Consider the following 23,781-nt stretch of genomic DNA (forward strand, 5'->3'; position numbering starts at 1 on the left):
ATGCCTAAAAATGATACATTGAAAAAAATTCTCGTCATCGGCTCCGGTCCGATTGTCATCGGGCAAGCAGCGGAATTTGACTACGCTGGAACCCAAGCCTGCCAAGCATTGAAAGAAGAAGGTATCGAGGTTGTGCTGATTAACAGCAACCCGGCGACCATCATGACGGACACGAACATGGCGGATAAAGTATATATCGAGCCAATTACGCTCGAATTTGTTACACAGATCATCCGTCAAGAGCGTCCGGACGGATTGCTCCCGACGCTTGGAGGGCAAACGGGCCTGAATATGGCCGTTGAGCTTGCACGCGCAGGTATTTTGGAGCAGGAGAATGTGAAGCTGCTCGGAACGCAGCTGGAGTCCATCGAGAAAGCGGAAGACCGCGACTTGTTCCGTGAGCTGATGCGTGAACTCGATCAGCCCGTACCGGAAAGCACGATTGTAACGACTCTGGAAGAGGCGCTTGACTTCGCAAATGAGATTGGATATCCGCTGATCGTGCGCCCGGCATACACTTTGGGCGGCACCGGCGGCGGTATCTGCGCAACCGAAGAGGAACTGCGTGAAACGGTCAGCTCCGGACTTCGTTACAGCCCGATCACGCAATGTTTGGTCGAGAAGAGCATCGCAGGTATGAAAGAAGTCGAGTATGAGGTTATGCGCGACGCGAACGACAACTGCATCGTGGTATGTAACATGGAGAACTTTGATCCGGTCGGCGTTCATACTGGCGACAGCATCGTCGTGGCACCAAGCCAGACTCTGTCCGATCGCGAGTATCAAATGCTCAGATCCGCATCGCTGAAAATCATCCGCGCCCTGAACATTGAGGGCGGTTGTAACGTGCAATTCGCGCTGGATCCAAACAGCTATCAATATTATGTCATCGAGGTAAACCCTCGGGTCAGCCGCTCTTCTGCCCTTGCTTCCAAGGCAACGGGCTACCCGATCGCGAAGATGGCAGCAAAAATTGCGATGGGTTACACCCTGGACGAGATCGTCAACCCGGTAACGGGACAGACTTATGCTTGCTTTGAGCCTACACTGGACTATATCGTCAGCAAAATTCCACGCTGGCCATTCGACAAGTTCATCCACGCAAACCGGAAGCTGGGAACTCAGATGAAGGCAACCGGCGAAGTGATGGCGATTGGCCGCACCTTCGAAGAGTCGATCCATAAAGCAGTTCGTTCTCTGGAGATCGGTGTGCACCGCCTTTACTTGAAGGGCGCTAATGAGCTGAGCGATGAAGTGCTTCAGCAGCGTCTGATCAAAGCCGACGATGAGCGGATGTTCCTGATTGCAGAAGCGTTCCGCCGGGGGTATGGACTCCAGCAGATTCAGGACCTGACAAAGATTGACTGGTGGTTCCTGGACAAGATCGAGCGCCTGATCCAATACGAAGATCACATTCGCAGCGAAGCGTCACTGACTTACGAAACGCTGTACGAAGCGAAGCGACTCGGCTTTACGGATCGTGCGATAGCCGAACTTCGCGCAGAAGGCAATGCCAGCACGCATACAACTGAGGAGTCGATCGGATTCCTGCGTCGCGAGCATGGATTGCGCCCGGTTTACAAAATGGTGGATACTTGCGCAGCGGAGTTTGAAGCAACGACGCCGTATTACTACTCGACGTACGAAACGGAGAATGAAGTCATCGAATCCGCCAAGGAGAAGGTCATCGTGCTGGGCTCCGGACCGATCCGGATCGGTCAAGGGATCGAGTTCGACTACTCCACAGTGCACGCTGTATGGGCGATCCAGAAGGCGGGATACGAAGCGGTTATCATTAATAACAACCCGGAGACCGTCTCCACTGACTTTAATACGTCGGACCGACTCTACTTCGAACCGCTCTTCCTCGAAGATGTCATGAACGTCATCGAGCAGGAGAAACCGATCGGTGTCATCGTACAGTTTGGCGGGCAGACAGCAATTAACCTCGCTGAGCCGCTCAGCAAAGCGGGCGTGAAGATTCTGGGTACCAGCTTGGAAAGCATTGACGAAGCTGAGGACCGTAAAAAATTCGAAGCGCTTCTGTCCAGACTCGAGATTGCCCAACCGAAAGGCAAAACTGTAATTTCAGTTGATGATGCTGTAGAAACTGCGCAATCACTGGGTTATCCTGTTCTGGTAAGACCATCTTATGTACTCGGTGGACGCGCGATGGAGATTGTATACTCCGACAGCGAGCTGCTGAGTTACATGAAAGAGGCGGTTAAGATTAACCCGGACCATCCGGTTCTGATCGACCGTTACATGATGGGTAAAGAAGTGGAAGTAGACGCGATCTGCGATGGCGATACGGTGCTGATTCCAGGCATCATGGAACATGTAGAGCGCGCGGGCGTTCACTCCGGTGACTCGATTGCGGTATACCCTCCACAGTACTTGTCCCAGGGGCTGAAAGATAAGATTGCCGAAATTACGATCAAAATTGCCAAAGAGCTGAATACACGCGGACTTGTTAACATCCAGTTCGTTATCTATAAAAATGAAGTGTACGTGATCGAGGTGAATCCACGTTCTTCCCGGACGGTTCCGTTCCTGAGCAAGGTAACAGGCATTCCGATGGCGAACCTGGCAACACAGGCGATCATGGGCAGCAAGTTGAAGGATCTTGGATACGAGGAAGGCATGTGGCCGGAAAGCGAGCATGTATCGGTTAAAGTACCGGTCTTCTCCTTTGCTAAACTTCGCCGCGTTGAGCCTACACTTGGACCGGAAATGAAATCCACCGGTGAGGTTATGGGCCGTGACGTGAAGTATGCCAAAGCGCTGTACAAAGGTCTGATCGGTGCAGGCATGAAAATTCCTTCAACGGGTGCGATCATCGCTACCATCGCAGATAAAGATAAAGCTGAAGCTGCAGCACTGCTGAAAGGCTTCCATAAGCTTGGTTATAAAATCATCGCCACAGGCGGCACGGCTGCAGCATTGAAAGAGGCGGGTCTTAACGTGACCACCATTAATAAGCTGTCCGAGGGAACACCGAACATTTTGGATATGATCCGCACAGGCGAAGCGAATTTCGTCTTCAACACATTGACCAAGGGTAAAACGCCACAGCGTGACGGATTCCGAATTCGCCGTGAAGCGGTAGAAAACGGTGTGGTATGTATGACCTCGCTCGATACGGTTCGTGAGCTTCTGACGATGCTGGAGACCATCAACTTCTCCTCTGAAGCGATGCCGGTTTAATCGAGAAGGAGGGATATAGATGAACGCCCGCTACAATGAAATGGCGGGCCGCCTGATGGTGGCCCTGGATTACCCCGATGCCGAGCGCGCGAAAGCATTAGTGCAGCAGTTGGAGGGTATCCCGTGTTATATGAAGGTCGGTATGCAGCTGTTCTACGCTGCCGGTCCCGATTTTGTTAAAGAATTAAAAGCAAAAGGCTATTCCGTGTTCCTGGATGTGAAGATGCATGATATTCCGAACACGGTAAAAGGTGGGTCGAACAGCGTAACGCGGCTGGGTGTGGACATGTTTAATGTTCATGCCAGCGGCGGCGCTCTCATGATGCAGGCGGCAAAAGCCGGGGCGGAGGCCGCAGTGGCGGACACCCCGGGTCTTGCCATGCCTACGATCATTGCGGTAACCCAGTTGACTAGTACGAGTCAGAATGTCATGAATAACGAAATCGGCATCCCGGGTTTGGTAGAGGATGCGGTCGTACGATATGCGAAGCTGGCTCAGCAAGCGGGACTGCATGGCGTCGTCGCTTCATCGCTTGAAGTGGAGGCCATTCGGTCCGCATGCGGCCAAGCGTTTAAGACCGTTATACCGGGTATCCGTCCAGCCGGTGCGGATATCGGAGACCAGACTCGGGTCCTTACACCAGGGGAAGCCATCCGCAAGGGCAGTCATTATCTGGTTGTCGGCCGTCCCATTACGGAATCCCCGAGCCCGAGACAAGCTGCAAAACAGATTATTGAGGAGATGATTCAAGCATGAGTACACTCGCGAATATTCCACATCAGATCGCATCTTATTTGCTGAAGATTGAGGCCGTTTCTCTTAGACCTCACCAGCCGTTTACGTGGACGTCGGGAATTAAGTCCCCGATCTACTGTGACAATCGCTTGACGATGTCCTATCCCGAGATTCGCGACTACATTGCTGAATCGTTCGCAGCCGTCATCCGGGAGCAATATCCGGAGGCCGAGGCCATTGCCGGTACGGCCACAGCCGGGATTCCGCATGCAGCCTTTGTATCCCAGAAGATGAACCTGCCCATGTCCTATATTCGGGACAAAGCAAAGGGGCATGGCAAGGAAAACCTAATCGAAGGCTTGATCAAGCCAGGTCAGAAGGTGGTTGTGATCGAGGATTTGATCTCCACGGGCGGCAGTTCGCTCAAAGCGGCGCAAGCGGTCAAGGATGCAGGGGCAGAGCCGCTGGTGGTATTGGCTATATTCAGCTACCAGCTGGATAAAGCGGTACAAGCTTTTGCTGAAGCCGGTATTCCACTGCAGAGCTTGTCCAATTACGGAGCGCTGATTGATGTTGCGCTATCCGAGAATCGGATTCAGGAACAGGATGTGGAGCTTCTTCAATCCTGGAGATCGAATCCAACTTCCTTTGGCGTGTAAACAACTTATACCAGCTAAGATCATCAGGCTGTCGTCTTTGTGAGTTATCGCAGAGCGACGGCTTTTTTTATTGTAATGTGGCGAAGACAATCCATGGTGGGTGCCGGGTTGACAGCGGCAGGCTGGATCGTTACATTAGGACTGTATGCGGCTGGTAGCCAGCCATCGGTGTCCTTATGCTGATATAGAAGGGATATAGTCTAACAGATGAATGCTAAGAAAGAAGCAGTGCTTGAAGCCGGGAAGCGGTTGTTTTTGGAGCAGGGGATTTTACAGACGAGTATGGAGCAGATTGCCGAAGCGGTCCCCGTTTCCAAGATGACGATTTATAACTACTATCAGAGCAAAGAGGGCTTACTGGATCATGTCGTGGACCGGATGGTTGACGAGCTCATGGCGATTTACCGCGATATGATGGACCAGGCAAAAGATCCGCTTGAGGCGTTAACCGTCTTCTACAAGGATCAGCACAAATTTTCGGCGTTTGTCTCGCAGAAATTTGTGGCGGATCTGGCCAAATTCCCGGAGCAGATGGACAAGCTGCTCCAATTCAACCAGAAATTCGTTGTTCCGGAATTTGAAATGCTGATCTTTAAAGGCCAGCAGCTTGGACAGATACGGAAAGACATCTCTCCCCAGGTATTGGTTGCGTTCCTTACTTTTATCAAGGAATTTACAGCCCGGAACGAATGGTACCATGGTCTGGGGAGCCTGAACGTGATCAGTGAACAGCTGATGACGATTCTTTATCACGGTATTATCCAGCAGGAAGATCCGTCTAATCTAACATGAGTACAAGAACATTCCAGAGGTGATTTCGACCCGGGAATGTTTTTTTATGAAATTTTACTGTTGAGCAGTTTGAAAATCGGCTGATTTGAGTATATGTTCCTATAAATTTAGGGCCACGACTTGGTAGAGGGCAAGGAGATGTCTCACCTATAATAGTAATGATAACGTCAGATTTTAACACAAAAATAGGCGGGGCTGACCGTAAGGAGGAGAGATCTTTGGAAATTCCGTCAAGGATCCAACTGACCGGCAAACAATTCTTTGTACTTACTGGCATTGTCGGTGCGCGGGCTGTTATTGGGTTAGAGGACCCTTTTCGTGGAACGTTGACCGAGGAGATGCCCATAGAAGTGGCCAAGATTGAGCAGGAGCTGCAGGAGAAAGACTTGATTGATACGGGTGACAGCGAGCCGGTTCTTGTGCAGGAACTGCTGGAATACATAAAAGTATGCAGCCGGACCCTGTTAACGATACATATGAGGGTGTCCGGTTCCGACAAGGAGCCGAAGGAGTGTTTCATTTATTACAGTTCAAGTCTGGTGGTAAAGGCCGATATTGAAAGCGAGCCTGACGGTGAGAGAGTCTATGTGCTGGAAGCGCTGGGAACCCCTTCGGAAGCTTGGCTTAAAATCATCAATCATCTGCAGCTGGAGGATCGGAAGAACCGTGATACAGCTCTATTGGCAATGCCTAAAGGCTGGTTTCAGCAATGGATGAGTGCCGAGCAAGGGGAGCAGGAGCCTCGCAAGTACTTGCTTGCCCAAGGCTACCCGGAATCGGTTGTCTCCGCCTTGGCCGATTGTGTCAGCCATCCGGAGAGATACGCTACCTTTACAGCGTACTATTGTCCGGATCTGAACTGCCGAATACAGGGAATCGAACTGTTGAGAGGACAGCATTCCAATTGGCTAATTCGCAATGAAGGCGAACAGGATCAAATTTGGGGCGCCACGGTAACGGAAATCATACGGGAGCTTGGCGCGGTGATTGAGCGCATTAAGTGTAGTACCTGAAATGCTGAACCAACAAGGGTGTCTGGCTTGAGAAAGACAGGCGCGGATATGCGAGCCAATGTGACAAACGGCGGGGAATCTGGTCACGAATATCAACGTGAACAAGAGCGGGGCAATAAGGGGAGTGGCAAGATGAGCACAAAGATTTCAGAGGAAGAACAGTTTCATTTCCGGCTAATCCCTGCCGAGCAGATTCGGGGCGGCATTGTATGTTTTTTATTCATTATGCTGATCCCTGCACTGGTCACGTTGGCGGCGCCGATGATGTCGATATACATGTATGTAGCTGCGGCGCTGTGGGTGGTTATGCTGCTATGGGGGATTGGCCTGAGTGTAAATCCGTACCGGTCTGAGGTCGGTTTTGTGCTGTACTTGGGGATATACGGGTTGGCGGTGGCGGTCACTTGTGAGATCGCTATACTCAAAATGATGTATGACATGGCCCGAGTTGAATCCATCGGGTATGGGCTTAGCTCGGCAGCGGTGATGCTTTTGCTCATCCTCGTTTTTTATGTGTTGTATTTCAGAGCACTGCAGCAAGGGGCTTACCAGTCCATGGAGCGCAAAGGCGGCGTTGGAAAAGCGGGCAAAGCGGCCCTGCTGTTTGCGGCTATCGGTTACACTGGGTATTACGTAGTGGTTGCGGTAACCGGCGATCTTGGCGGATTTGTGATGGGGATAGCGGCCTTTTCTGTTCTGTTAATTCTCGGTCTGTACATGGCCGTTGTTTTCATTCATCGGTATAAGTTCATCCAGGACAATATGGATAAGCTGAAAGCTCATTATCCCGTACTGGGATTGCCGAAGAAGCAGCGGAACGCCGCGTTTCTGAACAAAATGAACCGGGGCCGTATGCCTGCGGCACCGCACCGGAGGAGCAAGAAAAGGAGAGGATAATTACGACGCAACAACAGCAGCCAAACGGATCGATTGTCATTTTTGAAAGAAGGCAAGAAGAAGCTGGTGATCTACGGTCGCAAGCAAATTCTGGCGCTTGAGCAGCCGCAAAAGAAGTTTGTTGGATTTCGGTTTTTTTGTGGAAGTTTGGATATAATATGACAGCATTACATTATCATTCGGGTAAGGAGTCGCATAGGATGAACTGGGTATATTACGGAAAGCTGTATACAAGCAAATTTCAGGCGGGCTGCTTCGCTAAACGTTTGGAGCAGGATGGCTGGCTGTTCGGGTACCATGATCCGCGGATGGTGGAGGTTTACCGTTCCAAAAAGGGTCGCTATGGCGTGCGGTTTATGCCTTGAGAAAATTCCATTAAAACAGCACTTGACTTGTTGTAGGGGAATGGTGTATATTTATTCTTGTCGCTGTTTGATACAGCATTGACGCGGGGTGGAGCAGTTCGGTAGCTCGTCGGGCTCATAACCCGAAGGCCGCAGGTTCAAATCCTGCCCCCGCAACCAATTTTTAAACGATGTATGTATGACGTCCTTATGTTTATGTGTACATGTATGTTCAGGGCCCTTAGCTCAGTTGGTTAGAGCGGTCGGCTCATAACCGACTGGTCGGGGGTTCGAGTCCCTCAGGGCCCACTTTATCGAAAACCCTTGCGATGCAAGGGTTTTTTGCTGTTTATAGGACTGTTTAGTTGAGTGAAAAACTATGGTGAAAAACGCATTTGCTAACGGCAGCTATTGATCGACAGTATCGTTCATTGAACATTGCTGTGGTCATTCCAAGGTGTTCAACTGCGACTTTCAGATAGCTGAAGGCACTGAGAGTATGGCTAATACGTCCGTTCTTCAAGTAGACCGCGATGTGAGGAACCCCTCCCAGTCCTATTTATGGTACATTAGCACATTCTGATCATGATTGCCGAAATGTCCAGACTAAGTCCGTCTATGTACATAAACTGTACCATTCCACAAAACAAGGAGGTAAATATCGGTGAGTTACGAAAAATCTTGTTACGGCGGATACGGGAATCCAGTAGGTACTGTTCTGGTTTTATTTATTCTCTTGGTTATTATCTTGGGAACTTTTTGGATTTAACTAAGCACCTGAATGAAGCATTCATTGATTTGATTTAATTTAATTCAGCAATTACGATACTGCACCCATGCGGTATCCCCAATTCGGTAAACGGGGACGGCTACTTTCCGTCCCCGTTTTTGGATTAAGTTCATTGTACATAAACCGAACATCAAACAACGAGGAGATCAGTGCTGTAAGGCATGTTTATTTGTCTGCGAACACATGAATCGTGACAAGGGCAGAAAATAGTAGAGAAGGGGCACAGCGTTGGCGTGTGCCCCTTATTTGTCGTGCATCCATATATAGAAACCAACAGGGCATCAACGGTATAAGATCATGGTTCATGAGCTGGGCTATCAGAGCTGGAGGTGTCAGTTGTTGACCTGGACGATCGGCAAGAACTCTATGTAGCTGGTTGCAAAATGTGAGACAGATCTCCGTTTTTACGGGGGACTATTTTCATTTGAGGAAATTGAGCGATTTGACTAATCATTTGTCCATATCCATTGAATCCATGTACTCATATATATGTTAAGGATTTGATAATTAAAAAGGAGGGAACACGAATTGCCAAAAAGAACAGTCAGAAAAATGGGAAATCATACGGTGAAACAACTGCATGCACCTAAGAGACATTCCGGAATCCGTTCGAGTAGCGTTGCAAAGGCAATGAGGACGATGATTGCCGCGCAAAGAGCATTGAATGCACAAGTACCAGTTGTTATTAACCAAAGAAATAGGATAATCAGCACGAATCGAAATTGGGTAAACGCACTTGAAATCGAGCGGAATCCTGCCTGGGTAGCGCCACAAGCTGGTGAATCCTACGTTTGGGGAAGAAATGACCCTAACGGTCCCGCTGCTGTGGTCGCCAGAAGATTTACGATTAGAGACGATATTGAGAGAGCTAGCTTATTCCTGTCCGTTGATAACTTTGCCATCGTTTTAATAAATGGACGGCCGGTAGTTATCGACAATCCGCAGGGCAATGTTTCATTCTTTAATCCGGGAAGAACGTTTAATATTAGGCGTTTCCTTCGGAGAGGTACAAATGATATTGTGATCGCCGCCTTTAACTTCCCGTCAAACGCAAACAGAAGCGGAGATAATCCAGCTGGTGTCCTTGCACGTATCGCAATTGAGCTAGAAGATTAGTCCGGTAGTAGCTCTAAGTTCAATCGGTTGCGAACGCTAAAGCATTTGCCGACATCGTAATCATCGCCATGTTCGACTTTAATTCGGCGCAACCGGTATGTTGAATACAAAATAGGAGTAGACGACTTTTTTGATGACCGAGTTTTTTCAAATGATGTGCTCCTCATCGACGTACTAAGCTGACTAAGCTAACGGAACACTATAGTTTAGAACAAACCGCCTAATGATTGGGCGGTTTTTCTTATGCAAAGACTTATTAAAAGGAGGACGCTGACACGTCCTCCCCTTAGTCCAGGTATCCCCCGGCTGAGATAGCGGCCCGCCGAGCGCAATTTATCTGACATCCGCTATCTCGCATTCCATCATAACTGAAAGCCGAGAGGAACGACAATCGGAACACTTGAGAGTAAGAATTTGCTAATGCCGCACGAGCTCTTCAAAGCCGGAATAGCCAAACAGAAGGATGAACTATAAAAACTATTAGAGTAGTCCTAATAATGGCCTTGCACATAACCATGTATGTCTAAATAGGATGTTGTAAGTCGTTTAAATTTAAGGAGGCATACAACGAATGCAGACGAAACGGCAAGCAGTAAAGAAGGTTAGAATAACATCTACAAAACAGGTGAAGAGACGCGTAAAGGTACAGAGACACGTACATGAATTTGAAGGTAGTACCAAGCTGGCAGAAGAAGGAGCAGATCGGCACAATCATCGGTTTGCTGGTGTTACAGGGCAAGCGATTCGAGTGGGGAATAGTCATGTCCACGAAATTGAATTAGAAAAAACTGATTTCTTGAACCATTTTCATAATCTGAAAAAGATTAGAACTGGACCGGCTATTCCAGTAGGAAATGGCAAACACGTACATTTTGTAACTGGTCAGACTACATTAAACGATGGTCACGTACACCAATTCAATTTTGCGACATTGATTCAATCACCTCTCGTTTAAGAATTATAAAACAATAAACTTTGACGGCTAGTGGTCTAACGCAATTGCTGACAAAAACATAAAAACCACGAAAACATTTGCAGTTCTAAACCTATATATAATGAAGTAACTAAACTGGCTGTACCCCGCAAAAACGTTTTCCTTAGCTCAGTTGGTTAGAGCGGTCGGCTCATAATCGACTGGTCGAGGGTTCGAGTCCCTCAGGGCCCACTTTATCGAAAACCCTTGCGATGCAAGGGTCTTTTGCTGAGATCACCGATTAATTAGAAGTTCAATTAGAGTATATTCTTGAAACTTTGCTATCCTTATCGGTTTATTTTTGCGAAAATTGCCCATATATATGTTATACGATGAAAATGGGGTGTATGGGCTCACATGGATGAACATATGATAATTCTGCTTCGTAGTATATCTGCATTTGTGCTTTTGTTGATTATTACGCGATTCTTGGGAAAACAAACGTTATCTAACATGAATTTTCATGAGTTTGTTACCGCCGTTATTTTGGGTGCAATTGCTGCAAATTTTGCTTTCAATGAAAAATTGCAGGTAATACAACTACTCATCTCGCTTGCTGTTTTTACATTTACATCCTATCTTTTATCAAAGCTCGTTGTGAAGAACCGTAAATTCCGTATGTGGGCTGAAGGGACACCGAGTATACTTATAGAGGGTGGGAAGATTCTTGAAGAGAATCTAAAGAAAAATAAATTAACATTAGATACAGTAAATCAGATGTTACGACAAAAAGATATTTTTGACATCTCGGAAGTTGAGTACGGCGTATTAGAGATCAATGGAATGATATCTGTGATGAAGAAAAAGGAATACCAGAATGTAACTTTAAAAGATATGAAAAAGGGAATGAAAGGGAATCAACAGTTTCCGATTGAGCTTATCATGGATGGACAACTTTTAGAGAAGAATCTAAAGGTAAATGATCTTTCCCCCGATTGGGTTCATGATAAATTAAAAGACCGGAACAAAAATATTGAAGATGTTTTTTATGCGGTCAAGGGAACCGACGGTCAATTGTATCTCGATTTTTATAAGGATAAGATACAACATCCAATTGACGTAGAGTGAAGCTGAGCGGCATGATCAGGACCTTAGCGAAACAAACATAACCGAAGCGAAAAACTCCCCGCGGTTCACTTTAACGTAAGACTCCACCAACAATGCCGGTGGAGTCTTTTTCGGTATATATTTTAAGCGAGATTTGTAATCGGGGGCGACATACGGTACATTTTAATAGAATCATTGGGGATACGCTTATTTATACAGCTGCTGCTGGGTGGATGCAGCTGATTTTAGATATAGGATGGGGGATTAAGGTGTCAGAGTGGGTGTTAAATCAGTCGTGGGGATTGCCTGTGTTGCTTGCCTTCTTGATGGTCGTATTCGTATTTGAGTCACGGAAAGCCTTTAAGGCATATAAAGAAAAAAGACGGTTCGAATTGGGATGGGCTCTCTTGTTTGCGCTGGTGGCTTTATTGGCGATGATCGTCCTGGTGGCATATTAAAAATACATAACCAAAAACAAGACACCGCCAGAAGCTTCCGGCGGTGTCTTGTTTAATGATTGGCTATAAACGTTGCTGAAGGAAGTTATCCTTCGTTACCCTTCACTCATGACAGCCTCTGTTGCGGCCCAGGCTCTGCCAGCACGCATGGCCAGGAAGAAGCAGAGGATGAGGACGATGGACGCGGAGATGTAGGGAAAGTTGATGTCCAAATCAAACAGATACCCTGCTACCAGCGGTCCTGCAATATTCCCCAGGCTGGTATAGGCCGAGTTCAGACCGGCCACGTAGCCTTGCTGATCCTTCGCCAGCTTGGACATTTGCGTACCGATAGCGGGACGTAAGATGTCGATCGACAGAAAGACCAGGAAGGTAACAAGGAATATCAGCCAGTATTTATGCACAAACAGGGTTAACAGGATACAGATTCCTGCGGTAAGCAAGCTGAGCGTAATGACTCTTTTCTCACCGAACCGGTTCAGGATCCAACCGAAAATCGTCGCTTGGACGACGGCACCCGCAATCGATCCAAATGTGATGATCATGGCAATATCTTTAGGGGTGAACCCAAATTTATGATCCACAAACAGGCCGAACACCGTTTCATAATTGGCAAGGCCGAAAGAGAGCACAAATACAATGATCAAACTTAAGAAATAAGGTTCTTTGAAAGAACGTACCAGTTGGACAACCATGCTCTCCTTCTTCCGTCCCAGCAAGGTAGGTGCTTCCTGTTTGGTGGATGACTCCGGAAGCAGCAGCAGCGTTACCAGTGCGGCAATTCCTCCCGCAACAGCCGCAGCGTAGAAAGGAACGCGAATGCCAAACTCGGCGATAAACCCTCCGATGCCCGGTCCGATGATGAAACCTGTCGTAATCGCAGCATTAATGAACCCCATGCCCCTGGCACGTTCCTCATTCGAAGTCACGTCAGCCGTGTAGGCCATAACAGCAGGCATAATGAGCGCAGCGCCAATACCGCCGAGCATTCTCGATGCAAACAGGAGCGGCGGTGTGCTGGCAGCTCCGAACAACCATTCCGATATAGCGAACACAATCATGCCGGAGATGATGATTTTTTTACGACCCATGGTATCCGACAATCTACCCGCAAGTGGCGAGAATAACAGCTGTGTTAATGAAAAAGCGGCAACGAGCATGCCTACCGTGCTTCCGCTGATATGCAGTTCCGTCATATAGGTTGGCATAATAGGTATGACGAGCCCGATGCCGGTGAAGACTAGAAATATATTGAACATGAGGAGCAGGATGGCTCCATTGTTTCGCATCAGTAATGACATGATGATTCCTCCAAAATAAAAGACGATTTAATAATGACATGATGAAAATGATGTAATCCGACTATTTATATACTGAACGTTCGGTTTGTAATAGATTATGAAAAAAGAGTCTTGTTTTTCATGATTTCTTTTCAATACCATGCAGAAATACTTTGATGGCGGCATGATAAAGGGAAAGCGCATTTTCCACCTTCGTTATGCGGGACATTTGGCTTAAACCAACAATGAGGCTCTCAAAGATGACGGAAAGCTGCTCCACATTATGATTCTCAAACTCCCCGCGATCAATCCCTTGCTGCAGCAATCTTTGATCGAATTCCAAATGGCTCCGAATAATCTGGACGATTCGCTGCTCTACTTCCTCGGTAACATCTCCATTGCTGTTCATAAATTCATCAAGCGCCTTAGAGAAGGGGTGGTTCAGATCATCAAACACCAATTGATCCGCTATTCCGTATAGCTTGTCAACGGTGGTGGTGTAATGCTGCTCTTTACTGTTCCATTTCTGTTCCCACTCGAGGTCCCATTCCTCGATCAGATACAGAAACAGCCCTTCCTTGCTCTTGAAATGATAATAGATATTCCCTTTACTGCTGCCGGTGGCTTCAACGATTTCCTCTATTGACGTTGATTTGTAACCCTTCTGCATAAAAAGCGCCTTGGCGGCCTCGGCTATGCGTCGCTTGGTATCTTCCGTTTGTTGTTGTTTTTTATTCACGCATGCACCCCCCTTATACCCTTTGCGAGCTTTTCAAAATTTATATACTGAACGTTCGTTCTGTATCTTACCAAATACAATTAATTTATTCAAGACCTCTTGCTGGAGACCTCCAGGCGTTTTTAATTCCAGGATATCGCCCTTGAGCGTAAAGGAAGTAGCGGCCTGCTCCGTAACCTGGGTACGAATATTGTCATTCCGCAGAGGAGGAGCTCCATATTGCTCAGCCGGCGCTCTAGCAAGACATTTCCACTCGAGGAGGATCCGAAATTGAACTCTGTGTTATCGGATCCAATCGGTTTCCCAAAAATAACCGTTACCATGAGTAGGTAGCGGTTATTGTAGAAGTTGATTCATTCCCTTTAATGGTTTACTTCAATGAACTTACGCGATTTCTCATGATAGGACAGCAGCCCCGAAACGGTCACAAATTCGTAGCCTCTCTTTTGCAGCTCCGGCAGAATCACTTTGAGGGCTTCAACTGTCTGTGTACTACCCGGCACAAAATCGTGCATCAGTACAATGTCTCCATTATGGGCATTATCCAGCACTTTTTTGGCAATCCGATTAACGCCGGGCTTTCGCCAGTCCAGCGTATCCTGGTGCCATGACCATAATACGGTCAGCATACCGAAATCCTTGCTTGTGCGGACAATCGCTTCATTATAACTGCCTCCGGGTGGACGAAACAGAACGGTTCGAATGCCGGTTGCATGAAAAATCGCATCCTGCGTACGGTTCAGTTCGCTCGTTAACTTGCTGACGTTAATATTGTGAAAGGGAGGATGGGAGTATGAGTGATTGCCGATCTCATGTCCTTCCTGCAGCTCTCGCGCTACGATCTCAGGGTGTTTCTCCACCCGGTTGCCAACAACGAAGAAGGTAGCCTTAGCGTCATATTGCTTTAGCAGATCCAGAATTTGAATGGTATTCTGTTCGTCCGGACCATCGTCAAAGGTAAGGGCAATTACTTTGTTTTGTGTGGGGACTTCCCATACAATCTCGCCGCGTTCCTCATAATAATCCCTGCCTTTGGAAGCGGATGGTGCATGCTCGGCGTTAACAACTTTCGGATAGCAAAGGGAAATGGAGAGAGCGATTAATACGACGGTTGAGAGTTTTTTCATGGTGAGGGGTATCCTTTTCTCGGCTGTTCTAGTCTTCGCATATGACAATGCAAGCCTATTTATCATTTGGCGATAACGGTAAAATTATTCTTTATGGCATACGGAAGCCTTTGAATCGATGAATTAAAGCGGTGGTTCAAGCTATTAAGTAAGGTGATGCCAAAAATTATGAGTTTCATATATTGACATCACATGGTTGGACATGGTATTATCAATTTTGTCGCTAAGACGAAATGTGCACACCTAGATATCGGAATGAGATCGCAATATATTGCGATTCCCACGCGTACCTTCGGCTATGTAAGTGAACGTGAACGACGCTAGGAACATGCGCGGATAAATATGCCGGGGTGGCGGAATTGGCAGACGCACAGGACTTAAAATCCTGCGGTAGGTGACTACCGTACGGGTTCGACCCCCGTCCTCGGCATTATAACAGCGTCTGGTAAGATGCAAAATAAGTCGGCCCCCGTATGGGTGCCGGCTTATTTTTTTAAATCGACATAAGGTCAATTCATGATGAGCGTTGTTATTGGGTTCAAATTGAACGGAAGATGTTATGGTGTTCCGATTATAGAAATCGCATTCTTTATGATTCCATGCTGGCCTGTGTGAGAGGAGAGAGGAGACATGCGGATGTTTAACAATGATTGGGACCTTATTCTGCAGGGAGAAATGGATAAGCCTTATTTTCAAGCTTTGATGGAACGGGTGGACGAGGAATACAGGCGCAGCACGGTGTATCCCCCCAAGGAAGATATATTTCGGGCTCTTCAGCAAACATCGTACCAATCGACAAAAGTCGTTATTTTGGGACAAGATCCTTATCACGGTCGTAGGCAGGCGCAGGGACTGAGCTTTTCCGTTTCGCCCGGGGTTACGATTCCTCCGTCTTTACGAAATATACATAAGGAGCTTGCTTCGGATCTGGGAATCTCGATTCCCCGTCACGGTTCCTTGCAATCGTGGGCGGATCAAGGAGTACTGCTGCTCAATGCAGTGCTTACGGTTCGCGAAGGCGAGCCGAACTCGCATAAAGGGATCGGGTGGGAGACATTCACCGATACGGTTATTGCGAAATTGAATGAACGTGATCAGCCAATGGTTTTTATATTATGGGGCAGTTACGCACAGAAGAAAGGTTCTTTCATAGACCGAAGCCGGCACAAGGTGCTTGAGTCCAGTCATCCGAGTCCATTTGCAGCGCATAAAGGATTCTTCGGTAGTCGTCCATTTTCAGCATCGAATGCTTTTTTAATGCAAAAGGGTATGGATCCGGTGAATTGGGACATCCCAAGCACACCGGGCGATGGAGATGAATAATCCGCGAGAGGTGACCTTCATGAAGCATTGGATTGGTCGTCATGTTGTCATTCAGCGTTTAGACGGGGCGAAAAGCACGGTTGAAGGTGTGCTGAAAGGGTGGGATCCCGTTCAGGAAAAAGTGATTCTAGGTCCGGGTGAGCTTGTTATACCGTTTCGTGCCATTCATAGAATTATGCCAAGAAACGCATACCCTGCCTTGAACTCCATCGGTTATGTCGTGAATCATACCATTCAATTCGATAACGCCATCTATTTTGGATCTTCCGTGATGATATGGCGAGGCAATCGACTGGTGTTATCACAGGCCATTCTGACTGCTCACGATGAGGATACCGTTACCTTGTCAAATGGCATGATATTGCGCAAGGATGAGCATGATTTTGTGGTTCGATCTCTGCGCGGCAATGCGTGATTCGTTATATAAAGGATGTCCCCAGGAGCCATCGTGAAGTTGGCGGGGACATCCTTTTTTGTACAAATGTCACTTGTATGTCTGAAGTAACTCGAGTTCATTATGCGTCTTCTACTTTTTCGGCAAGGAACAGTTCGTAAATCCGTACCACGATAATTTTGACGATCATGTAAGCGGGAATGGCGAGCAGGATGCCAAGCAGCCCGAAGAAGTCGCCGCCTACAAGAATGAGGACAATCGTGGTCAACGGGTGAATATCCAGCTGTTTCCCGTAGATGACCGGTGTCAGAATATTATCTTGGATCTGCTGTGCGATGACAATGACGACAACAGACCATATCGCAATCGAAGGAGATTCGATAAAACCGATGATCACGGCAGGAATGGTAGCCAGCAGCGCTCCGATATACGGGATGAAATTCAAGAAGAAGGAGATCACCGTCAAGAGCAAAGAATAAGGCAGCCCGATGATCAGAAATCCGATATAGATCATGATGCTAAGTATAAGATTCAGGATCACTTTGCCGATAATAAAATTGCTGAGTGCTGTATCAATCTCACCCAGCACTTCATTGCCGTCACGGCGGTATCGTCTTGGTAGGACACTGAGCAGCTTGGGCGGAAGCTTGCTGCCTTCCTTCAGCATGTAGTACAGAATAATCGGAATCGTAGCAATAATAACGACAACGCTGGATACAACGGCAATCAGGTTATTGATGGAGTTGCTGATCCAGGTAATGATCCGATTCATGTATTCCGTCAGTGAGGTAGATAACTCGGATTCCGTTGGTATAAAGCGTGACCAGTATGGATTCTGCTGCAGCTGGTCGATCTGTTGCTGCACACCCTCTACCAGAAAGGGGGCATTACTGATAAAATTTTCGATCTGCTCGCGAAGTGTCGGCCACACCACAATGCCGAATATGGCGCAGAGACCGGCAAACACGAAATACAGCATCAGGACGCCTATGGATCGTTTGATTTTCCGCCGCTCCAGGTAGTCCACAATCGGTCTGAGCAGATAATAGAAGAAGCCGGCCATCGCGACGGGAACGATCAGCATATTGAACATGGAGACGATTGGCCGGAACAAGAAGCTGATTTCGGATCCGAGATAAATGATCAAGAGCAGTGCGATTATGCCAAAGCATGTCCTGAAATATTTGCTCTGCATCATGGGCAATCCCTCCATACAACGAATAGGTAAATACATTGGTACGATGTAACATTTGTATTTAACCAATTTGGAGGGATTTGAAATCACCAGTTTATGCTATCAGTTTCGTATGGTGACCCGGGTATGAATCGGAACGAGGGAGGCAAGCTCAATGACGTCCTCGTTGTACATTCGAATGCAGCCATGGGAAACGTAGCGGCCGATGGATGAAGGGTCATTCGTGCCATGGATGCCATAATGGGGTTTGGACAACCCTAACCAATAGGCTCCAAAAGGCCCCCCGGGATTTGGCTGTTTGTTGACGATGGTGTAATTGCCTGGCGGCGTCTGCGTAGCCATTTTACCGATGGCAACCGGGAACGTACGTACCACGGTGTCGCCATCCAGCAGGTGCAGCTGAAAATCGGATAAATCGACAATAATGCGGTATTGGGGCATCTTAATTCATCTCCTTCCTGATTATGCTATGAATTAGCGGGAAGAGCGACCCCTAAATCAACTTAAAATAGGCAAATTACATCTTCATGACTGGTAGAAATTTCATCCATTGATAACGCTCTGCTGATGTTATTATTTAATAGGTTAAGCAGTAACAACGTTTACATCAGGAAGGGGAAACCAATGTCTCCTGCTAAGTTTTATCAAAAATATATTAAAAATAATATGTTTACCAAAATGCTGCTGTTAATCTCCTTGATTGCGGTGGTTACCATCGTCACCTTATCTTTTCTCATGTATTACTTCTTGTTTCAATCGGCCGTGCGCAGCGAACTCGACATTCAGCGAAGAGCGGTTGAACGGGTGGAGCGGCAATTGAATCAAAAATTTGAGAATGAGCAGTCCTATGTAAATGACTTGTACCGCAACAGTTCTCTAGGGATTGACACTTCCTATTTCCTCATGAACTCGTTTGATGAGTACATGGCCAAGCGAATGGATCGGATCGCGGGCGGCGGGCAGTCCAATTCAGACAGTGTGGTTGCTTATTTCAAGCAAAGGCTGGACGACGACCCGGATATTGAGAATATCATGCTGTATAGTGCCGAGAAACAATATGTATATGTATACAAGCAGGGCAGCATGACAAGGCTCTATCAGGCGAATGCCACGCATTCGTACATTCCTGATGTGATGGCGATGGAGAGCCAGAGCGTCACGCTGCCGAATCTCTGGGTACGTAAGCTGGCCGGAGATGTGAATTTGCCTTTATTCTCGATCCGGAGCCCGATTAATGATATGACCACATACAAGAATTTGGGGCAGTTGGTTATTTTATATCGAACGGAAGCACTGGGTGCTGTCCTGAACAGCGGCGAAGATCCCCTGAAGGGATCCGTGCTGGTCTTGTCGGGTGACGGCCGTGTGATGTTTGATTCTTCCGGCAAATATTACGGGAAGAAGTATCCTTATGCCGACCGGCTGCTGAATTCCAAAGATACCGTGAACCTGGATGAGGAATCGTACATTACAACAGCGGCTCACAATCAGGCAGGGTATACGGTGGTCGGAATCACACCCAAACGTGAGATATCGGAGTCCTTCCATGGTTTGCAGAACACCATCATCATTGCGGCCCTGCTATGTATTGTCGTTGCGGTATTCATTCCTTCACTGACAATCGTGAATTACTCCAAGCGCACCGATAACATTATCCGTTTTATGCGCAAGGTAGAGAAGGGGGAATTCGTTGCCCGGATGCAGGATACCAAGGAGGATCAGCTAGGGCAAATTGCGGGCAGCTTCAATGAGATGCTGGATGAACTTTCCCGGTATATCGACAAGGTATATAAGGCAGAGATTAACCAGAAGAACGCGGAGCTGTCTGCACTGCAAGCGAGAATTAACCCGCATTTTTTATACAATACGCTTGAAGTGATTCGGATGAGAGCTCTTTCGCAAGGGGCTCAGGATGTCGGTGATATGATCTACAGCTTGTCGATGCTGTTCAAGAATATCGTGCAGCATAAGTCCCACTACACATTGAAGGATGAGCTGGAGGCGTGCAGGCTCTACCTGGAGCTGTTTCGCATTCGCTATAAGGACAAGTATATTTATAAAATGCACTGTGAGGAACAAATCAAACATGTGCCGATGATGAAAATGTCGCTGCAGCCCCTGATTGAAAACTACATCGTTCATGGACTGCGCAGCGACCAGGATGATAACTGGCTAACGGTTAACGCGTCGCAGCAGGATGATGATGTCGTAATCGAGATCAAGGATAACGGGAAAGGGATCGAGCCAGAGCAGCTTGAGGAGATCAAATCCCGGCTGGAAATGGCCGAGTCGAGTGGAGAATCATTTGGTCTGCGGAGTGTGAATGAGCGATTAAAGCTGACGTTTGGAAGTTCGTACGGAATGGACATCCAGAGTGAGCCGGGCAGCGGTACAACGGTGACAGTCAAATTTCCGGTGGCAGAAGGGAAGCTGAATAACGATGTATAAAGTGTTTATCGTGGACGATGAGCCATTTATTATAGAAGGATTGGTTGACGTCGTGGATTGGTCGAAGTATGGCATTGAGGTGGTGGGGCATGCGGAGAATGGCCGTCAAGCGCTGGAGAAAATGGCGGTCATTCCGGTTGATATTCTCATTACGGATATCTCGATGCCTGTCATGACGGGACTTGAATTGATTGAAGGCGCACGAAAATTGAACCGCAATTTGAAGGTAATCATCCTGAGCGGCTTCGACGATTTTGCCTATTTGAAGGAAGGCATGCGTCTGGGGATCGAGAATTATTTGCTCAAGCCGATCAATCTAAAGGAATTGGAAGAAACGATTGCCAGCACAACGGATAAAATGAACAAATCCAGAAGAGAGATGAGACTGGACGAGTACGACATTAACGTATTGCGGAGCAATATCCTGTACCGCTGGATCACGGACCGGATTGAGCCGGAGGAACTGGAGGAGCGCACGACCCTTCTGGGGCTGAATCTGAATTTGCCGTATGTCATGGCGTCTATCCTGAGAGCGGATTTCACGCCGCTGGAGAATAGCCTGTATCAATTAATGGATCAGGAGCCGGGTGTCCTGTATTTCCGGGACAACGACGGCGATCACGTGGTGATTTTTATGATGAAAGATCCGGACACGGAAAAAGCGAGAGCCATTCGGCTGCTGCAGCAGGTGCGCGAGCAATGCTATGAAGAGGAGCTGTCCATCTCGCTTGGCAGCGTGGAAAGTCTCGGCGGAAATTATAAGGACAGTTATCTTCATGCCAAGGAGGCGCAGGAATACTATCTTGTTCTGGAGCAGCCCTCCTACGTGGATTATGTTGATGTTCAAGCCAAGAAGGGGGAAGCGGCGGAATCCTATTCCGTGCAGTGGCCCGAGTATGCCAAAGGCATCGCCGGTAGGGACAAGCAGGTGCTGTTTGATTTGATCGATAGTGATTTTGATCGGCTTCGCCATACGCAGGGGATGATCCCGACGACACTCAAGAGCATCGCGGTCGAGATGGTCATTCGCCTGAAACTGGAGCTGAACGATATCCAATACACGGCTGCCCCTGATTTTGTGAAAAATACGATTACGGACATTATGGATTCCGTATCGATCGACGATCTGATTACGGCTGTGAAGGATGGGGTAGGCGGGCTGGTTGATTCGCTCAACAATGATGTGAAGAGCCCTGTCATCCAGCAGATTCTGCATCATATCCAGCACCATTATAATGAGGATTTGTCGCTGAAGGTGTTGGGCGCTCAGTATCATATTCATCCCGTCTATCTGGGGCATCTGTTCCATAAAGAGACGGGAGAGAACTTTACGGAGTATATTAACCGGTACCGGATTGAAAGAGCGAAGGAGTTGCTCCGAAACTCTTCAACGAAAGTACAAGATATCGCAAAAAATGTAGGTTATTGGGAAACCGGTTATTTCTATAAACAGTTCAAAAAATTTGTCGGCGTATCGCCGAGGGATTTCCGAGGAATGCTCTGATTGATTTAATCAGAGTTTTTTTCTTTATTTTCACCATAATACCTTTAATTTTTCGCCTATGTGAAACTGCTTTCATGGGATAACCTTATAAGTGTAGAGACACAAGGATTCAAAAGGGAGGATAAACATGAGTAAATCGAAAAAGAAATGGCTCCTGCCCCTAACGCTTTTATTGTCCGCATCCATGCTGTTGTCGGCATGCGGGGGCAACAAAGAGAGTGCAGGAAACGGCGGGGGAACTGCCGAGAAACCGGTTGAGCTGATCTGGTACACCATCGGAACACCTCAAAAGGATGTTGACAAGGTTGAGGAAGAAATCAATAAATACACTGCTGAGAAGATTGGTGTAACCGTTGACATGAAAATGATCGACTTCGGTGATTACAACCAGAAGATGCAAGTAATGGCAGCTTCCGGCGAACCGATGGATATCTTGTTCACAAGCTCATGGGCGTTTGACTATGTGCAAAATGCACGTAAAGGCGCATTCATGGAAATGGACGAGCTGATTGAAAGTCATGGACAAGGCATTAAAGACGCGATTGACCCTGCGTTCCTGGAAGGTTCCAAGGTTGATGGTCACAACTATGCGATTCCGGCAAACAAAGAGCTTCCTGCTCAAGAAGCATGGCGCTTTAATAAAACATTGCTTGATAAGTACAACCTCGATATTTCGAACGTGAAATCGATGGAAAGCTTGGAGCCACTGCTGAAAACGATCAAGGAAAAAGAACCGAACGTCGTTCCTTTGGCACTTAGCAAAGACTTCGGTCCATTGCTTCCGTTTGACTACATCATCGAAAAAATGCCAATGGCCGTTTACCTGGATGACAAGGAAGATCTGAAAGTTGTGAACTTCCTCGAAATGCCAGAAACAATGGACATGCTTAAATTGATGAACAAGTACTACAAAGCGGGATACATTTCCCCAGAAGCAGCTACAACAACTTCGACGCAAGATCTGATGACTTCTGGCAACTGGTTCGCAGACCGTGCGGCAACGCAGCCATTCGCAGATAATCTGTGGAGCCAAAGCTACGGCTATCCGGTAGTGTCCACTCCGGCTGGCGATGCAACGATCTTCAACTGGTCGGTAATGGGTTCGATGCAAGCGATTTCCGCTAACTCGAAATACCCTGAGAAAGCCATGGAGTTCCTGAACCTGCTGAACACAGACGTATATCTTCGTAACCTGGTTGACTCCGGTATCGAAGGCGTACACTACAAAAAGCTTAGCGAGAACGTAATGGAAAACTTGCCAGAATCGAAAAACTACGACATGCCTACCTTCGCGCTTGGTAATGTCATGCTGACTTACTTGAATCCTGAGGATCCTGAGAACAAATGGGAAGAGTTCAAGAAGTTTAACGAGTCCGGCCAGGCTGCTCCGCTTCTCGGTTTCAACTTTGATCCAACCAAAGTATCCACAGAGCTCGCAGCAGTCAACAACGTAAAAGAAGAGTTCTGGGCGCCGCTGATGACAGGTACCGTAAATCCTGAAGAGTTCCTGCCAAAAGCGAATCAAAAGCTGAAAGCCGCTGGTCTGGACAAGATCATCGCTGAAGCACAAAGCCAAATTGATGCTTGGAAAGCAAGCAAGTAATAACAATGCATGAAGCGGTCTTTCTTGTCCCAAGGACAGCAGAAACCGCTGCAGTATGAACAAGGACGGGGCGGCGGATGTTCACCGCCCTTCTTTTGTTCATTCATGCACATCACGAGGAGGGGTAAGCGTGAGA

At 47.5% G+C, this 23,781-nt stretch carries 22 protein-coding genes and 4 tRNA genes; 21 read left to right on the plus strand and 5 right to left on the minus strand.

Going from position 1 to position 23,781, the window contains the following annotated elements; all coding sequences use genetic code 11:
* The 15 genes from carB (at nt 1) to NYE54_RS10800 (ending at nt 12,032) form a co-directional block, all read left to right on the plus strand.
* Entirely contained in the window at nt 1–3,207 is a 3,207-nt protein-coding gene (gene carB, locus NYE54_RS10730; protein WP_339271960.1) for a carbamoyl-phosphate synthase large subunit, read from the plus strand.
* Nucleotides 3,208–3,226: 19 nt separating this feature from the next.
* Entirely contained in the window at nt 3,227–3,964 is a 738-nt protein-coding gene (pyrF, locus tag NYE54_RS10735) for an orotidine-5'-phosphate decarboxylase (protein WP_339271961.1), read from the plus strand.
* A complete protein-coding gene (pyrE, locus tag NYE54_RS10740) occupies nt 3,961–4,602 on the plus strand; it encodes an orotate phosphoribosyltransferase (protein WP_339271962.1) in 642 nt (213 codons plus the stop codon). The genes pyrF and pyrE overlap by 4 nt, the downstream gene beginning before the upstream one ends.
* A 39-nt stretch (nt 4,603–4,641) precedes the next feature.
* Nucleotides 4,642–4,785 carry a hypothetical protein gene (locus tag NYE54_RS10745; protein WP_179090565.1) on the plus strand — a complete coding sequence of 48 codons (144 nt, stop codon included), beginning with the start codon at nt 4,642–4,644 and terminating at the stop codon, nt 4,783–4,785.
* Nucleotides 4,786–4,809: 24 nt separating this feature from the next.
* The gene (locus NYE54_RS10750; protein WP_076320663.1) at nt 4,810–5,394 is read left to right on the plus strand and encodes a TetR/AcrR family transcriptional regulator; all 585 of its coding nucleotides are present in this window, start codon (nt 4,810–4,812) and stop codon (nt 5,392–5,394) included.
* 218 nt (nt 5,395–5,612) lie between these two features.
* Nucleotides 5,613–6,407: a hypothetical protein gene (locus tag NYE54_RS10755; RefSeq protein ID WP_339271963.1), complete on the plus strand. Its 795-nt coding sequence runs from the start codon at nt 5,613–5,615 to the stop codon at nt 6,405–6,407.
* Nucleotides 6,408–6,539: 132 nt separating this feature from the next.
* Nucleotides 6,540–7,304, plus strand: a complete 765-nt coding sequence (locus tag NYE54_RS10760) for a hypothetical protein (protein ID WP_339271964.1) — start codon at nt 6,540–6,542, stop codon at nt 7,302–7,304.
* A gap of 200 nt (nt 7,305–7,504) precedes the next feature.
* Nucleotides 7,505–7,669, plus strand: coding sequence for a hypothetical protein (locus NYE54_RS10765; protein ID WP_164817394.1), 165 nt, complete (start codon nt 7,505–7,507; stop codon nt 7,667–7,669).
* Nucleotides 7,670–7,751: 82 nt separating this feature from the next.
* Nucleotides 7,752–7,828, plus strand: a tRNA-Met gene (locus NYE54_RS10770).
* A 55-nt stretch (nt 7,829–7,883) separates the two neighbouring features.
* Nucleotides 7,884–7,957 (plus strand) — tRNA-Ile (locus tag NYE54_RS10775).
* Between the two features lie 1,009 nt (nt 7,958–8,966).
* Nucleotides 8,967–9,554 carry a hypothetical protein gene (locus NYE54_RS10780; protein ID WP_339271965.1) on the plus strand — a complete coding sequence of 196 codons (588 nt, stop codon included), beginning with the start codon at nt 8,967–8,969 and terminating at the stop codon, nt 9,552–9,554.
* Between the two features lie 571 nt (nt 9,555–10,125).
* Nucleotides 10,126–10,509, plus strand: coding sequence for a YmaF family protein (locus NYE54_RS10785; RefSeq protein ID WP_339271966.1), 384 nt, complete (start codon nt 10,126–10,128; stop codon nt 10,507–10,509).
* Between the two features lie 139 nt (nt 10,510–10,648).
* Nucleotides 10,649–10,719, plus strand: a tRNA-Ile gene (locus NYE54_RS10790).
* Nucleotides 10,720–10,884: 165 nt separating this feature from the next.
* Complete coding sequence (locus NYE54_RS10795) at nt 10,885–11,595, plus strand: DUF421 domain-containing protein (RefSeq protein WP_339271967.1); 711 nt, start codon at nt 10,885–10,887, stop codon at nt 11,593–11,595.
* Nucleotides 11,596–11,843: 248 nt separating this feature from the next.
* Nucleotides 11,844–12,032, plus strand: coding sequence for a hypothetical protein (locus tag NYE54_RS10800; RefSeq protein ID WP_076321296.1), 189 nt, complete (start codon nt 11,844–11,846; stop codon nt 12,030–12,032).
* Between the two features lie 95 nt (nt 12,033–12,127).
* Here the strand turns inward: NYE54_RS10800 and NYE54_RS10805 are convergent, their stop codons facing one another.
* From NYE54_RS10805 to NYE54_RS10815, 3 genes are all read right to left on the minus strand, one after another.
* A complete protein-coding gene (locus NYE54_RS10805; RefSeq protein WP_339271968.1) occupies nt 12,128–13,333 on the minus strand; it encodes an MFS transporter in 1,206 nt (401 codons plus the stop codon).
* A 118-nt stretch (nt 13,334–13,451) separates the two neighbouring features.
* Nucleotides 13,452–14,051 carry a TetR/AcrR family transcriptional regulator gene (locus NYE54_RS10810; RefSeq protein WP_339271969.1) on the minus strand — a complete coding sequence of 200 codons (600 nt, stop codon included), beginning with the start codon at nt 14,049–14,051 and terminating at the stop codon, nt 13,452–13,454.
* A gap of 362 nt (nt 14,052–14,413) precedes the next feature.
* Nucleotides 14,414–15,178 (minus strand): polysaccharide deacetylase family protein, encoded by a 765-nt coding sequence (locus NYE54_RS10815; protein WP_076320669.1) that lies wholly within the window; start codon nt 15,176–15,178, stop codon nt 14,414–14,416.
* A gap of 344 nt (nt 15,179–15,522) precedes the next feature.
* Here NYE54_RS10815 and NYE54_RS10820 point away from each other — a divergent pair.
* The 3 genes from NYE54_RS10820 to NYE54_RS10830 all read left to right on the plus strand — a co-directional run bounded on the left by NYE54_RS10820 (nt 15,523) and on the right by NYE54_RS10830 (nt 16,916).
* A tRNA-Leu gene (locus NYE54_RS10820) sits at nt 15,523–15,608 on the plus strand.
* A 206-nt stretch (nt 15,609–15,814) separates the two neighbouring features.
* A complete protein-coding gene (locus NYE54_RS10825; protein WP_215164057.1) occupies nt 15,815–16,501 on the plus strand; it encodes a uracil-DNA glycosylase in 687 nt (228 codons plus the stop codon).
* A 19-nt stretch (nt 16,502–16,520) separates the two neighbouring features.
* Entirely contained in the window at nt 16,521–16,916 is a 396-nt protein-coding gene (locus tag NYE54_RS10830) for a hypothetical protein (RefSeq protein WP_339271970.1), read from the plus strand.
* 100 nt (nt 16,917–17,016) lie between these two features.
* Here the strand turns inward: NYE54_RS10830 and NYE54_RS10835 are convergent, their stop codons facing one another.
* Both NYE54_RS10835 and NYE54_RS10840 read right to left on the minus strand, forming a co-directional pair.
* Nucleotides 17,017–18,093, minus strand: a complete 1,077-nt coding sequence (locus NYE54_RS10835; protein ID WP_339271971.1) for an AI-2E family transporter — start codon at nt 18,091–18,093, stop codon at nt 17,017–17,019.
* A 99-nt stretch (nt 18,094–18,192) separates the two neighbouring features.
* Entirely contained in the window at nt 18,193–18,531 is a 339-nt protein-coding gene (locus NYE54_RS10840) for a L,D-transpeptidase (RefSeq protein WP_339271972.1), read from the minus strand.
* A 183-nt stretch (nt 18,532–18,714) separates the two neighbouring features.
* Between NYE54_RS10840 and NYE54_RS10845 the strand changes: the two genes are divergently transcribed.
* From NYE54_RS10845 to NYE54_RS10855, 3 genes are all read left to right on the plus strand, one after another.
* Nucleotides 18,715–20,538: a sensor histidine kinase gene (locus tag NYE54_RS10845; RefSeq protein ID WP_339271973.1), complete on the plus strand. Its 1,824-nt coding sequence runs from the start codon at nt 18,715–18,717 to the stop codon at nt 20,536–20,538.
* Nucleotides 20,531–22,042, plus strand: coding sequence for a response regulator transcription factor (locus NYE54_RS10850; RefSeq protein ID WP_339271974.1), 1,512 nt, complete (start codon nt 20,531–20,533; stop codon nt 22,040–22,042). The genes NYE54_RS10845 and NYE54_RS10850 overlap by 8 nt, the downstream gene beginning before the upstream one ends.
* 127 nt (nt 22,043–22,169) lie before the next feature.
* Nucleotides 22,170–23,645 carry an ABC transporter substrate-binding protein gene (locus NYE54_RS10855; RefSeq protein ID WP_215164052.1) on the plus strand — a complete coding sequence of 492 codons (1,476 nt, stop codon included), beginning with the start codon at nt 22,170–22,172 and terminating at the stop codon, nt 23,643–23,645.
* Nucleotides 23,646–23,781: the final 136 nt, after the last annotated feature.

Origin of the sequence: Paenibacillus sp. FSL K6-1330 (assembly GCF_037976825.1) — a bacterium.
GTDB lineage: Bacteria > Bacillota > Bacilli > Paenibacillales > Paenibacillaceae > Paenibacillus_AQ.